Origin of the sequence: Gilliamella sp. Nev5-1 (assembly GCF_001690895.1) — a bacterium.
GTDB classification, from domain to species: Bacteria; Pseudomonadota; Gammaproteobacteria; order Enterobacterales; family Orbaceae; genus Gilliamella; species Gilliamella apicola_C.
Map to the genome: position 1 here is coordinate 1 of NZ_LZHO01000077.1, position 14,101 is coordinate 14,101.

General features: G+C 35.5%; 12 protein-coding genes. 5 read left to right on the forward strand and 7 right to left on the reverse strand.

Features of this window, described 5'->3' with window-relative positions:
* The 3 genes from A9G41_RS10255 to A9G41_RS10265 all read left to right on the forward strand — a co-directional run.
* Positions 1–403, forward strand: a 403-nt coding sequence (locus A9G41_RS10255; RefSeq protein WP_143425458.1) for an integrase core domain-containing protein, incomplete at its 5' end; no start/stop codon positions are given.
* A 262-nt stretch (positions 404–665) separates the two neighbouring features.
* Positions 666–1,154 (forward strand): hypothetical protein, encoded by a 489-nt coding sequence (locus tag A9G41_RS10260; RefSeq protein WP_141675205.1) that lies wholly within the window; start codon positions 666–668, stop codon positions 1,152–1,154.
* 75 nt (positions 1,155–1,229) lie between these two features.
* A complete protein-coding gene (locus A9G41_RS10265; RefSeq protein ID WP_065582262.1) occupies positions 1,230–1,691 on the forward strand; it encodes a hypothetical protein in 462 nt (153 codons plus the stop codon).
* Between the two features lie 694 nt (positions 1,692–2,385).
* Here A9G41_RS10265 and rlmKL read toward each other — a convergent pair.
* Positions 2,386–4,506, reverse strand: a complete 2,121-nt coding sequence (rlmKL, locus tag A9G41_RS10270; RefSeq protein WP_075539634.1) for a bifunctional 23S rRNA (guanine(2069)-N(7))-methyltransferase RlmK/23S rRNA (guanine(2445)-N(2))-methyltransferase RlmL — start codon at positions 4,504–4,506, stop codon at positions 2,386–2,388.
* A 224-nt stretch (positions 4,507–4,730) separates the two neighbouring features.
* Between rlmKL and A9G41_RS10275 the strand changes: the two genes are divergently transcribed.
* Entirely contained in the window at positions 4,731–6,302 is a 1,572-nt protein-coding gene (locus A9G41_RS10275) for a DUF4139 domain-containing protein (protein WP_065581453.1), read from the forward strand.
* 25 nt (positions 6,303–6,327) lie between these two features.
* Positions 6,328–8,178: an exodeoxyribonuclease V subunit alpha gene (recD, locus tag A9G41_RS10280; RefSeq protein ID WP_075539635.1), complete on the forward strand. Its 1,851-nt coding sequence runs from the start codon at positions 6,328–6,330 to the stop codon at positions 8,176–8,178.
* 102 nt (positions 8,179–8,280) lie between these two features.
* Here recD and A9G41_RS10285 read toward each other — a convergent pair whose 3' ends face one another.
* The 6 genes from A9G41_RS10285 to corC form a co-directional block, all read right to left on the reverse strand.
* Positions 8,281–9,006 (reverse strand): amino acid ABC transporter ATP-binding protein, encoded by a 726-nt coding sequence (locus tag A9G41_RS10285; RefSeq protein WP_065581451.1) that lies wholly within the window; start codon positions 9,004–9,006, stop codon positions 8,281–8,283.
* The gene (gene gltK, locus A9G41_RS10290; protein ID WP_075539636.1) at positions 9,003–9,683 is read right to left on the reverse strand and encodes a glutamate/aspartate ABC transporter permease GltK; all 681 of its coding nucleotides are present in this window, start codon (positions 9,681–9,683) and stop codon (positions 9,003–9,005) included. The genes A9G41_RS10285 and gltK overlap by 4 nt, the downstream gene beginning before the upstream one ends.
* Positions 9,680–10,420 carry an amino acid ABC transporter permease gene (locus A9G41_RS10295; protein ID WP_065581449.1) on the reverse strand — a complete coding sequence of 247 codons (741 nt, stop codon included), beginning with the start codon at positions 10,418–10,420 and terminating at the stop codon, positions 9,680–9,682. Before A9G41_RS10295 ends, gltK begins: the two co-directional genes overlap by 4 nt.
* 90 nt (positions 10,421–10,510) lie before the next feature.
* Complete coding sequence (locus tag A9G41_RS10300; RefSeq protein ID WP_065581448.1) at positions 10,511–11,419, reverse strand: glutamate/aspartate ABC transporter substrate-binding protein; 909 nt, start codon at positions 11,417–11,419, stop codon at positions 10,511–10,513.
* A 222-nt stretch (positions 11,420–11,641) separates the two neighbouring features.
* A complete protein-coding gene (gene lnt, locus A9G41_RS10305) occupies positions 11,642–13,183 on the reverse strand; it encodes an apolipoprotein N-acyltransferase (RefSeq protein ID WP_065581447.1) in 1,542 nt (513 codons plus the stop codon).
* Positions 13,176–14,048: a CNNM family magnesium/cobalt transport protein CorC gene (gene corC, locus A9G41_RS10310; protein ID WP_065567924.1), complete on the reverse strand. Its 873-nt coding sequence runs from the start codon at positions 14,046–14,048 to the stop codon at positions 13,176–13,178. Before corC ends, lnt begins: the two co-directional genes overlap by 8 nt.
* Between the last annotated feature and the right edge of the window lie 53 nt (positions 14,049–14,101).

Here is a 14,101-nt window from a genome sequence, read left to right on the forward strand (position 1 = left end):
CAATGTTATCGATGACTTTAATCGTAAGGCGTTAGGTATTGATATTGCAGTAAGCTTACTGGCAGGAAGGATTACCCGTTACTTAGATAAACTGGCCGAATATCATGGGTATCCATTAAAAATACGGGTCGATAATGGGCCAGAATTTACAGGAAAAACCTTTACCAACCATGGTATAACCATTGATTATATCCAGCCCAGTAGCCCTTATCAAAATGGCTATATTGAACGATTTAATCGTACCTATCGTACTGAAGTACTCGATTTATATCTTTTTAACAACTTAGCTCAAGCAAGGAGAATAACTGAAGAATGGTTAACAATTTATAACACCGAAAGGCCGCATGAGGCATTAAATAACATGACACCGCTCGAATATAAAACATTAAAACAGGCAGCTTAATTTTCTACGTGAGTTGTGTACTAAGTTTGGGGTATTTACAGGGATAATCTAAACATTCTTTGTATCCCATTGTCTTTCCAATTAACTGACACTCAGAAATTAGAAAAATAGCAACAATATTTATGCTTACTTTTATATACTATAATAAATTTTAAAAAAACACGTTTACAAAATACTAGCGATTTACTTATACTTTCTATCTATTTAATAATAGAAAAGCTCGAATTAAAGTAAATATAAGTTGTAGAAAAGGATTTAGAACGTGCTAAGGAATAGTTGTTTGGTTGCCAGCCATAAATTATTGGTAAAAATAAAAGAAACATTAACTAATTTAAGCGTTTTTCACCTACAAATACTTTTCGACTTTTATTCTAAAACAACAAGATTGTTATCTTTTTCATTAACACCAATATTTATTGGCATTAGCTTGTTATTAACGACTTATGTTAATAGAGCAATCGCCTTAAGTTCAGAAGTTATTTATGTTGCCGAAACTACCAATGTGATTAATGGTACTGCGCCTTATTTAAGTTTCGATGGAGGGAAAACTAAAATATTAGGCGTTGATGATATTTTTTGGATGAGCTATCAAGTTGGTAATCAAACTTTTCGATATACACTCGATAATAATACTTCGTCACAACAGAATCCTATTTTGTTACCTGAATCGATTAAAACGTTTGCCGATATTAATTCGATTATCCCCAAAAATCATCCAATACCCGAGTGGGCAGAAGATAATGGGCAATAAATAGAATTTAATAGCCGTTATGATAGGCAATATTTTTTTGATGATGATGGCGATGAAATTCTGAGTGGTGCCGGTATGGTTTCGCTAAAAATATTTGATGAAGCAGATGATTATGGTAGTGATGATTTGGCCGAGTGGGGAGAGCGCAGTTATAAACGTAATGACCTTATTGATCCTTGTCGTTATAGCTATAGAATGGTTTTACTATCTAGCATTTCTTCAGTTTTGAGTAAGTCTGGTGTGCCATCTAGAAGATCATTTGGAGCAACTGTCACGGAAGATGAGTGGAATGAGGATCCATGGGCATTTGAGGATCGATTGGTTTTACATATTAAGCCTGCTGTTTCCAATCCTTATGCATGTTGGGCATATCCACTTACTCAACCAACCCCACACAGTGAGCATATAGGTAATGAATGGGTAGCGTCCGATTTGTATAGGGAGTCAGGGGCAAAAAAGGATATCAACTTCAAAATATTAATAGCCCTTCAGCTAATTTTCCAACCACGGCAGGCGATTCATTTCCGTTTAATTTAACAATCGCAGGGTCTTTTCCTCATGAACTAAGCTACAGTAAGCAGCCTAAAGATTCAATCTGTACCTGAATTAACCAATGTTAAAAATGTTGAGCTAAATTGGCATCAAGGATACCCTACTGGTAAAGAAGGGTTCTCTAAGGTACAACTTGGAGGAGGAATCATTCCAGAATGGGGCTCTGATGTTTTTAGGCTAGATCGTCATATTTATAGAAAATTTTGGTCGAATAATCGCCATAAGAATGATAACTACTACTTAGTTGATGCTTATGGATTGATATTTTCAGAACCAATAACAGAACAAATTGGCTATGCACTTTGTATTTCACCGTAATCTTTAAACGGCAGCCGCACAGCAACAACAACGAGTGATTTAACACAGATAGAGTAATATTTTGTAGATAGAAAGGTAATATTAAAATGATTTATTTTGGTTTAGGAGCGACGTTATGATATATGTAGTAACAGAAACAACTAATTAATGCGTAAGAGCAACTAACCATAAAATAATTTTTATTTATATCGTAGTGCCAATATGTAATGATAATTCAAATCTAGGATTTAAAGATTTAGCTTGTGATGTATTGTTCAATATTGCATTGTTTAGGCATGGTTACCGCTGTAAAAAACGTTCAGAAAACCTATTGATTTTATTGAGGTTTTTTGGTGGAATTAACCGCCGTGTAGGCGGTTAATTATTGATGCTTCACAATAAAACAGCAGTGGATTTGCTTGTTACGTTTAAAATCAAGCGAAAGCGTTTTATTGGTAATTTCTTGATAGGTAAGTCCTAGATTTTGCATACCACTGCTATCCATCTTAAAACCACGTTTATTATTCGAAAAGAGGATAGTGCCATTAGGTTTTAGCAAGCGTTTTAGATCCGCCATTAATTTTAGGTGATCTCGTTGCACATCAAAGGTATTATTCATACGTTTGGAATTCGAAAATGTTGGCGGATCGATAAAAATTAAGTCGAATTGTTCATCGCATTGAGATAAATAAAGCAAACAGTCAGCCTGAATTAATCGGTGCTTTTTACCTGTTAAACCATTTTGTTTTAAATTACGATCTGCCCATTCTAAATAGGTGCGTGACATATCAACGGTAGTGGTTGATTTAGCACCACCAAGTCCTGCATAAACAGTTGCACTCCCTGTGTAAGCAAATAGATTTAAAAAGTCCTTGCCAGCACTCATTTCACCAATCATTTTGCGTGCTAAGCGATGATCTAAAAACAGTCCTGTATCTAAATAATCGGTAATATTGACCCAAAATTGGGTTTTTTGGCGATTAATGGCGTATTCATGGACTAAAAAATAATCCTGCTTTTGCCCTAATTTTTGGTATTGTTGTTTACCTTTTTGTTTTTCTCGGGTTTTTAATGCTAGTTGATCGGCAGTCAGATTAAGTTCTGACATGGTGGCATTGATAATATCAAATAGCCGTTGCCGTGTTTTTTGTGGATCAATATTTTTAGGGGCGGCGTATTCTTGTATAACTATTTTATCTTTATAGCGATCAATAGCAACATTATATTCGGGTAAATCTGCATCATAAAGTCGATAACATTCAAGTTGTTCTTGAGCTGCCCATTTTTCCAGTTTTTGTTTATTTTTGCGTAACCGATTTGCAAAGTCGGCAGCCGGCACCGTTGGGTTCGTGATAGGTTGTTGAGCATCACGCTTAGCAATGGCATAATTTTTTTGTATACAGTCGAGAGGGCCATTTTTGGCTTTAAATTGTCTATCTGCTCGCATTTGTAAACAATCTAATAGTTGCGGTGCACCACTAAATAGTGATAATCGCCAACCACCAAAGTGTTGTTTAATTTGTCGACCGAGAGCAGTATGTAAAGCAATAAGTGCGGGCTCGCTTTCTAGCCGCTCGCCATAAGGTGGATTACTGATAATCATACCTGTTGTTTGCATTGGTAATGGATTAGTAAGTTGTGTTACATCTTGTAAAGCAAAGGTAATTAAATCGCCCACACCGGCTTGGATAGCATTTTGTTTGGCTCGCTCAAGTACGGTAGGATTATTATCGTAACCAATAAAAGGAATATTGGGTTTACAGGCATTATGTTTTGCTGAAAATAATAACTCATTCCATAGCGTTGGATTAAATCCTTTCCATGCAAAAAATCCCCATTGTTTGCGTTGTAATCCTGGTGGGATTTTTGACGCCATCATAGCGGTTTCAATCAGTAGCGTGCCTGAGCCACACATGGGGTCAAGCAACGGTTCATCACTCAGCCAACCTGAACGCATAATAATGGCGGCAGCAAGGGTTTCTTTTAATGGTGCTTGCCCTGTTTGCTGACGATAACCACGTTCATGTAAGCTATTGCCACTTAAATCTAAAGATAAGGTGACTCGGTTTTTATTTAAATACGCATGAAGTCGAATATCTGGATCTTGTTTAGCAACATTGGGGCGTTCGTTAGTATGGCGTAAAAAGTGATCAACAATGGCATCTTTGATCTTAAGTGCGCCATATTGACTATTGCGAATAAATTCGTTAACACCAACAAAGTTGATCACAAAAGCGTTATCGGCCGCAAAAATATCTGTCCATTTAATATTAAATACACAAGAATAGAGATCTAAATCACTATAAATATCAAATTCAGCTATTGGCAACAAAATGCGTGAGGCTAAACGGGACCATAATAATGATTGATATAATGTTTTTTCATCAGCATCAAAATAAACTCCACCTTGGGTAATTTTACAGTTGGGTGAGCCTATTTGTTCTAACTCTTTTTTTAATAACTCTTCAAGCCCACGAGATGTGCTGGCAAATAGCGTTTTCATGTATAATCCACTTTACAATAAAATTGCAAGCATTATACCGACTAATTGCAATAGTGGGAAATAAAGGCAACGCTTATATCTATTTTTTGTTAATCAAAATTTATAACAATTAAGTTGAAAAGAATAAATACTTTTTTGAGTATTAATAATTGTGCTACAACCTAATTAACTGATAACATGAGATATTAAAATAGGTGGAAATTAATTTTTTATAAAAGAGAAAAATGAAAATTCAACAAATTGCTTTTTTAATCGCATTCGCTTCTGGTAGCGTTTTTGCCAGCAATAATGTAACACTCAATAAAGTAACCCTGTTTTTGCAAGGAGCTGAATTGCAAGGGCAGTCAACGGTGTCGTTAACTAAAGGTGAAAGCGAAATTACATTAACTGGAATTGCTGATGGTGTTAGAGCTAATTCAATTAATGTGGGATTTGGTAAAAATGCTAATGTGAAAGTACTCTCAACGTCATTAAATGAAGATTATTCTAACAATGATAAACAAAATGACGAAATTAAGCCTTTACTTGAAGAGTTACAGCAATTACATGAAAAACGTGATACGGCTGATATTCAATTAAAAGCCATATCTGAACAAGTTACTCTTTTACAAGGAAATCGTTTAGATTTATTAGTAAAAAGTGACAATGATAGTTTAAGTGGAATGAAAAATACCTTAGATTTCATTAAAACCAATTTAATCGCAACACTAAATGAACAAAATAAACGACAAAAAGAGGTTGATCAGATAGATGCCCAAATAAGGCAATGTCAAGATAAAATTGATAAACGCAAAGCATTAACAAACAGTCCTAACAGTGCAATTATCGTCAAGGTTTATTCTGACAAAGAGATGACATTACCAGTTACTTTATCTTATGTCACCAATAAAGCTGGTTGGGTTCCAGTTTATGATGTGCGTGTTGCTGATATCAACTCCCCGTTACAATTAACTTATAAAGCAGATATTTATCAAAATAGTGGCTTGAATTGGCAGAATATCGATTTTAGTTTATCGACTTCTAATCCAAGTGACGGAATAACGGCGCCTGATTTATTGCCTTGGCATATTGATATCTATTCTGAAAAAGGTGGCTTCTTTTTTTCTAAACATGATGATATAAGTGCAAAAGTATCAAGATCCGTTCGCCCTGATGATAATGCATTAACCAATACTTTAGGTATTAACACGCGCTTTGAGGTTAAATTGCCCTATACCATTAAATCGAATACCCAAAGTAATATCCTTACGTTACAGAACAAAGAAGTTGAAGCAAAATATCATTACATTGCCATTCCTAAATTAGATAGTAGCGTGTACTTACAAGCACAAATTACTGATTGGGATAAATTAGACCTTTTGCCTGGAAAATCGACAGTATTTTTTGATGGCAATTATATTGGTGAGAGTTTTATTACTACTAAAGATTTAAAAGAAACATTGGATATCTCTTTAGGAAAAGATAAAAACATTTTTATATCGCGTAATCGTAATATTAATGAAACATCAAAACCTTCGTTATTTGGTAATGATATTTCACAAAAATATGCTTATACCATTGATGTAAAAAATACCAAATCGCTACCTATTGATATTGTTGTTTATGATCAGCTACCCAATATTATCAATAAGGCAGTCGTCCTTAATGAGGCCAAATATGATAATGCAAACTATAATAAAGAAACCGGTCAATTAATGTGGCAGTTTAAGTTGAATCCAAATGAAAATAAAAATCTTAGTTTAAGCTTTAAACTGACTTATCCAAAAGATAAAGTTAACGATATAATTGGATTATAAATGAGTAAATCACAGAAAATACAGTATGTTAAACGAATGGTTAAACCAATTTACACAAGACAATCAAATTAGTTTGCTAGATGTTCATTTGGCAGCATTTTTAACGAATAAAGCAAAGTTAAATGACGATATTACAATTAAACGATTCAGTTTTTTAGTGATAACGCTAAGTAAAGAGGTAAGATCTGGTCATGTTTGCTTAGATCTTCGTTATTTAAAACAATCAACGATAGAAGCGCAGCTTTGGTTAGCCTTAGGCTCACCAAACGAGCAAGATTGGAAAAACGCACTTGAACAAGCACAAAATAGTCGAGTTGTGAGTGATGGAACAAATTTATCTCCGCTTATCCTTATTGAAAATAAACTCTATTTTCAAAGGATGTGGTTGGACGAGAAAAATGTTGCTCAATATTTCAATCACACAATCCTTAATAAAGAGTCACATTGCGATGTTGATTTAAATACTATACTTAATCAGCTTTTTACCGATAATCACGCTGAAATTGATTGGCAAAAAGTGGCGGTTGCTGCGGCATTAACGCGTAAAGTCGCGATTATTTCGGGCGGGCCTGGTACAGGTAAAACAACCACTGTCGCTAAAATTTTAGCCGGAATTTTGTTAACTACGCCCAATGCGCGAATTATTACGGCGGCTCCGACAGGGAAAGCCGCATCAAGGTTAACCGAATCATTGAGTCAAACAATTGAGCAACTCGCTTTTGCTTCACTAAATATAAAGGCAGAAGCGATCACTTTACACCGTTTATTAGGCGCAAAAGCAGATAATCGTTCATTCAAGCATGATAAAAATAATCCGTTGCATGTTGATGTATTAGTCATTGATGAAGCCTCAATGGTTGATTTAAATATGATGGCAAGAGTCATTGAAGCCTTACCCGCTTCTGCACGTTTAATTTTGTTGGGTGATAAAGATCAGCTCTCATCGGTTGAAGCTGGTTCGGTATTTGGTGATCTTTGTACCTTTATTACGCATGGTTATAGCGAGTCACGAGCAAAAGAGCTAAGCCAATTAACTGGCTATGTTGTGCCTGCTTGCGAGCAAACAGCAACAATCACGGACAGTATTTGCCTATTACAAAAAAGTTATCGTTTTAACGAATCGTCTGGTATTGGATTGTTGGCTAATGCAGTTAAAGAGGGGCGCTCAACTGTCGTGAAAAAATTATTAACCGATGAGTCATTAAGTGATATCCAATATCATGCACTTTCATCCCAACAAGATTATGAAGATGTTTTACATGATAGTATTAATCACTATAAACATTATTTAAATGTTATTAAGCAATATGGCACTAATGATATTGCGGCAGTTTTAGCTAAATTTGCCGAATATCGCTTACTTTGTGCTGTAAGAGAAGGACATTTTGGCGTAGAGGGTTTAAACAAGCAAATTGAATTGCTATTAGCCAAAAATAAATTGATTCGCTTGCAAAATAAAGAGGCTTGGTACGTTGGTCGGCCAATTATGATTTTACGCAATAGTACTTCATTAGGGCTGTACAATGGTGATATTGGCATTACATTAATGGCTGAAAAGAATAGCTCAAAATTACGTGTGTATTTCCCGTTTGCTGATGGATCTATTAAAGGATTTTCGCCATTTCGATTACCTGAGCATGAAACAGCTTACGCTATGACAATCCATAAATCGCAAGGTTCAGAATTCGATGATGTGAATATTATCTTACCAACTAGTTATTCACCGTTGCTTAACCGTTCTTTGCTTTATACAGCGATTACTCGCGCTAGAAAAAACGTGTCAATTTATGCTACTGAACCAATTTTATTGCAAGCAATTAAATCACAAACACCAAGGCATAGTGGTTTAGTTAGTTTGTTGCAGAATAATGGTTGAATGGATTTTCTAAATGCACTAACACAGATGATTTTTTATAAAATGATAAATAAATCAATGGATAATCACTAAAACAGGGCGATAAGCCCTGTAATAATTAACTTAATGAATTATCTTAGCTAAAAAGTCTTTAGCACGATCTGATTGTGGATTAGTAAAGAACTGCTCTTTTGAGGTATCTTCAATAATTTCACCTGCATCCATAAAGATAACCCGATGAGCCACTTTACGCGCAAAGCCCATTTCGTGCGTAACAACCATCATGGTCATGCCTTCATAAGCAAGCTCAACCATTACATCTAATACTTCATTCACCATTTCAGGATCAAGTGCTGAGGTTGGTTCGTCAAACAGCATGACAATAGGATCCATACATAACGCGCGAGCAATGGCAACACGTTGCTGTTGACCGCCAGAAAGTTGTGCGGGGTATTTATCGGCATGAGCAAGTAAACCAACGCGCTCTAACAAGTTAAGCGCTTTTTCGCGAGCTTCTTCGTCTGTTCGACCTAACACTTTAATTTGCGCAAGGGTGAGGTTTTTTAAAATAGTTAAATGTGGGAATAGTTCAAAATGTTGAAATACCATACCCACTTTAGAACGTAACTTTGCTAAGTTAGTTGCTTTACTTGTAACTTCGGTTCCATCAATAATAATTTTGCCTTTTTGTACAGGCTCTAAACAATTTACGGTTTTTATCAAAGTTGATTTTCCTGAACCCGAAGGACCGCAAACCACCACAACCTCGCCTTTACCAACTCGAGTTGTGCAGTTTTTTAATACCTGAAATTGTCCATACCATTTTGATATATTTTCTAAGGAGATCATCGAGTAATCCTTTTCTTAAAATAATTAACTAGACGTGAAACGGTGAAGCAAATAACAAAATAAACTGCTCCTGTAAATAATACCATCTCAACGATTAAACCATCTCTATTACCCACAATATTAACCGCACGATAGAAGAAATCAGCTAAATTTAAGGTGTAAATAAGCGTCGTATCTTGGAATAAGATAATACCTTGTGTTAATAATAATGGTGTCATAATACGAAATGCTTGTGGTAAAACCACCATTCGTAATGCCTGACCTTTAGTCATACCGAGTGCTAGTGATGCACTGATTTGACCTTTAGATACACTTTGAATACCAGCTCGAATAATTTCCGAATAGTAAGCCGCTTCAAACAAAGCAAAAGCGATTAATGCCGACACAAAACGTATATCTGTTGTGGGTGGAAGATTTAAAATCTTTTCTAATAGTTGAGGCACTAGCAAATAAAACCAGAGCAAAACCATCATTAATGGAATTGAACGGAATATATTTACATAGCATGAAGCAAACCAATGTAGTACTTTAATTGATGAAAGTCGCATAATGGCAAGTAGCGTTCCCCAAACGATACCAAAAATTACAGCGGTAATGGTTATCTCTAAGGTTAATAGCATACCACGCATGATATAAGGTAAATTAGGCAGGATTTGACCCCATTCTAAATCGATCATGATTTACCTCCTAATACGCCAGGAAGTCGCACTTTTTTCTCAATATATTGCATGGCAAACATGATAGCGACATTGATAATTACATATCCAAATGTAATAGCAATGAATGATTCATAAGGTTGGCCTGCATGTTCAAGCAATTGGTTTGCTTGTTTGGTTAATTCGACATAACCAACAGTTGAGGCAACAGCCGAGTTTTTAACCATATTTAATATTTCAGATGTTAACGGTGGTAACACACGTCGATAAGCGTTTGGCAATAAAATATATAAATAGGTTTGTTTCAGAGTTAATCCTAATGCAATTCCTGCGCTTTTCTGACCAGCAGGGATTGATTGAATAGCAGCTCTCACTTGTTCACAAATACGTGCACCTGTGAATAATCCTAATCCTATGGTTGACATTAATAAAGTAAATATCATAGGGTCAAGATTATATAACCAGTCACGGATAGATTCTGGTACCAGTGCTGGTACAACTTCAATCCAAAAGAATAAGTGAATGATTAACGGGATATTCCTAAAAACCTCAACATAACATGTACCTAAGCCAGATAAAAAGCGGTTAGGTAATGTTCTCAGCACACCAAATAGCGAACCAACCAAAAAGGCAACCGTTCCTGATGTAATAACTAGCAATATGGTCATTTGGAAACCTAACCACAACCAGCCTAGATACGTTGTATCCCCAAATGGTGCTGGTTGAAGAAAAATTCCCCAATTCCAACTTGTTGTCATAAATACTCCAACATGTAAAAAAATTGTAAATAGTACTAAATAAGATGATGGACGCAGTTGCCTACGTCCTTATGGGAAAATATCTGCGTATTAATCTAATGCTTTATCATTAGGATGAGCGAAAAGTTCTTTCATCTCAGAAGACATATCAAAGTTCATATTTAACCCTTTTGGTGGAATAGGTTGTTTAAACCAGCGGTTGTATGACTTTTCGGCGACACCTGATGTTTGCGCTTCTGAAATAGTTTTATCGACTAAAGCTTTAAATTGTGGGTCTTGTTTACGCAACATACAACCATAGGCTTCATAAGATAATGGTGTACCTACAATTTCCCATTGTTCAGGTTTTTTTGCTTTCGAGCGCTCACCAGCTAATAATGCATCATCAATAAGAAATGCTGCTGCTCGTCCACTTTCAAGTGTGCGAAATGCATCACCATGATCTTTGGTCGCAATAATACGAATATTTAACCCTTTTTCAGTATTGATTTTGTTGAGCATAACTTCGGATGTTGTACCTGAAGTTACGACCACATTTTTACCTTTCAGATCGTCAATATCTTTAATATTGCTACTAGTTTTAACTAAAAAGCGAGTACCAACAATAAAGATCGTATTTGAAAAATCAACTTGTTGTTGACGAGAAAGATTATTGGTTGTTGAACCACATTCAAAATCGTAAGAACCGTTTTGTAACAGTGGAATACGGTTTTGAGAAGTCAGCGGTAAGTATTTAACTTGCAAGTTAGGCATGTTTAACTCTTTTTTTACCGCATTAATAATAAGATCTGAGTAATCTTGAGAATAACCCACAACTTTTTGGTTATCACCATAATATGAGAACGGGACTGATGATTCTCTATGTCCTACGACAATCACACCATTTTCTTTTACTTTAGCTAGTGTACCAGTTAATTCATCGGCAAATGCGGCACTATTCACTAGACCTAACATTGCAAATGATAACACGAGTTTGGTTAATTTTGTCTTTTTGTTCATACTCATCTCCTACGGTTTATTTTGTATCATATTAAATAATTTTAACATTTTTACAAAGGGCATATATTATAACTTATTTTTTAGCATAAAAGTACTTTTTACTGTTTATTTGTCTATCATTGGAGCTAGATGTAAGTAATTAACACAATATTAGATTGTTGGTTACATCAAGATTTATTAAAACCAATTATATTTAAGCAATAATTATGCCAGTATTGTAAATTATGAACGTCGTTTTATAAAAAGTGAGATAAATATTAATATCATAATTACAAAATAGGGTAGATTGCCCCATTTTGCATAAGGTGTTAAACCTATTGTGGGCGATACAGATGCTGATAAAACACCTGTTTCAAATTGTGGTAATTGCTTAACGAGATTACCGTGCTCATCAATAATTGCCGTAATTCCCGTATTGGTACTGCGAATTAAAGGTCTGCCAAATTCCAACGCCCTTGCTTGTGCCATCTGTAAATGTTGTTTAGGACCAATGCTATCGCCAAACCAAGCATCATTTGAAACAGTAAGTAAAAAATCGGTATCAGAGGCAAAGTTTTGATGGATTAAATTCGACAAAATCACTTCATAACAAATAGCGGGTGTAAATTTAAAGCCTTTTATGTGTAATTGAGGTTGTATTGTTTCGCCAGGTTTCATTGATGACATTGGAATATCGAGAATGGCAGCAATCGGTTCAAGTATTGACTCTAGCGGTGTAAACTCGCCAAAAGGCACCAAATGATGTTTTCTATAACGATTGGTTGTTGGGTATTGATAAGGTTCTTTTTCACCGAGCACTAACAGGGTATTATAGATATCTCCATTGGACTGATATCCTTCTTCACCAAAACGATAATCAAGAATGCCCACGGCAATTTCAGCATCATGAGCTCTAGCTTCGTTGTCTAAATATTGCAAAAAAGTTTGCTGATTGATTTCATAATCGGTGATACTGGCTTCTGACCAGATGATTATTTCATTTTTATTTAAATTGTCTAAGGTTAGTTTAGTATAGGTTTGTAACGTGTTATTGAGCTGTTCTTTTGTCCAACGGATTGACTGCGAGATATTTCCTTGAATTAACGCAAAATGAGCCGAACGCGTCTTGTCTACAGTAGTCCAATTAATATTGCCGAATGAAATTGGTGCAATAAAGATCGCAAACAGTGCAATAATCGCACCAACTGCGTGCTTTCGGGATGTTTTGATGGTTATTGACTTAATACTATAAATAAATAACCCACACAAAATAGTAAGCAATAAAGTAACACAATCTATTCCCCCTATAGGGAAATAGGCTCGCAGTGGGCTATCAAGTTGACTATAACCGAGCTGTAACCAAGCAAATCCAGTCAATATATAACCACGCAAAAACTCAGTTATTTGCCAAAGCATTGGTGCTGCAAGTACTAGTTGCTTAAATGAAAATTGTCCAGCAAAATGATTTACCATTCTTAATAGAAAAGCAAAAAGCATAGGATAAAGCGATAAATACAGGATTAAAAAGCCTAAAATAATAATGGCAACGGGTAGAGGCAATTCTCCATATTGTTTTATGCTGATATAAACCCAATGCACGCCAGATGTAAAATAGCCGACACCCCAAGTTAATCCCAATAGCATGGCTTGTTTTTTAGATTTATCAGCAATAAGCCATAAAAAACCCGCAAACGAGACAAAAGCTAACGGCCAAATATGAAAAGGTGCATAACTAAAAACGGCTATTGCACCAAGAAATATACTTAATAATATCTGTTTAAGCATTTTCAGGTAACTCTAAATTGGGCACGGTTGCACCATCAGGAATGGTGACATGTAATTGAATGATTCGTCGTCTGTCTGCAATGGCGACTTTAAATTGATAACCATCAATGGTAATGCTCTCACCACGTAAAGGTAATCGACCAAAATGTTGCATGACCAGCCCCCCAATGGTGTCCATTTCTTCATCACTAAAATGAGTTGCAAAAATATCATTAAAATCTTCAACGGGAGTTAGTGCTCGCACTGTGTAGACTGAGGTTGTTAAACGGCGAATATCACGATCTTCAACCTCATCATATTCATCTTCAATATCGCCTACGATAAGCTCTAAAATATCTTCAATTGTCACAAGGCCAGAAACACCGCCAAACTCATCTATTGCCATCGCCATATGATAGCGTTGCATCCGAAATTCTTTTAACATATGATCAACGCGTTTGCTTTCGGGAACAACTACGGTTGGTCTAAGAATTTTTTTGAGATCAAAATTATCAACACCTTGGCGAATAAAAATCAAAAGATCTTTAGCTAATAAAATGCCTTCTATGTGATCTCTATCTTCACTAATAACAGGATAACGGGAGTGCCCATGTTCAGAAATAATATCTAAACATTCATCGAGGGTATAATTGTCTTTAATTGTGATAATTTGTGAACGGGGTATCATAATATCACGAATGCGCTGTTCGGCTATATCCATAACACCTTCAATCATATCGAGCGTGTCGGGATCGATAAGTTCGTTTTCTTCCGCTTCACGAATCACTTCAATCAGTTCTTCTTTATCTTTGGGTTCCGAATTAAACAACTGACTTAACCATAATGTAAACCCTTTTTTAGGTCTCCGGTGATTATCATCACTCATTTGCTCTTTTCCTTTCTTACTTTGTTATTAATTTAAATTATTTTATATATTTT

Coding starts and splice junctions, on each gene's coding strand:
- A9G41_RS10265 (WP_065582262.1), top strand. CDS start 1,230: ATGGTTTCGCTAAAAATATTTGATGAAGCAGATGATTATGGTAGTGAT.
- rlmKL (WP_075539634.1), bottom strand. CDS start 4,506: ATGAAAACGCTATTTGCCAGCACATCTCGTGGGCTTGAAGAGTTATTA.
- A9G41_RS10275 (WP_065581453.1), top strand. CDS start 4,731: ATGAAAATTCAACAAATTGCTTTTTTAATCGCATTCGCTTCTGGTAGC.
- recD (WP_075539635.1), top strand. CDS start 6,328: ATGTTAAACGAATGGTTAAACCAATTTACACAAGACAATCAAATTAGT.
- A9G41_RS10285 (WP_065581451.1), bottom strand. CDS start 9,006: ATGATCTCCTTAGAAAATATATCAAAATGGTATGGACAATTTCAGGTA.
- gltK (WP_075539636.1), bottom strand. CDS start 9,683: ATGATCGATTTAGAATGGGGTCAAATCCTGCCTAATTTACCTTATATC.
- A9G41_RS10295 (WP_065581449.1), bottom strand. CDS start 10,420: ATGACAACAAGTTGGAATTGGGGAATTTTTCTTCAACCAGCACCATTT.
- A9G41_RS10300 (WP_065581448.1), bottom strand. CDS start 11,419: ATGAACAAAAAGACAAAATTAACCAAACTCGTGTTATCATTTGCAATG.
- lnt (WP_065581447.1), bottom strand. CDS start 13,183: ATGCTTAAACAGATATTATTAAGTATATTTCTTGGTGCAATAGCCGTT.
- corC (WP_065567924.1), bottom strand. CDS start 14,048: ATGAGTGATGATAATCACCGGAGACCTAAAAAAGGGTTTACATTATGG.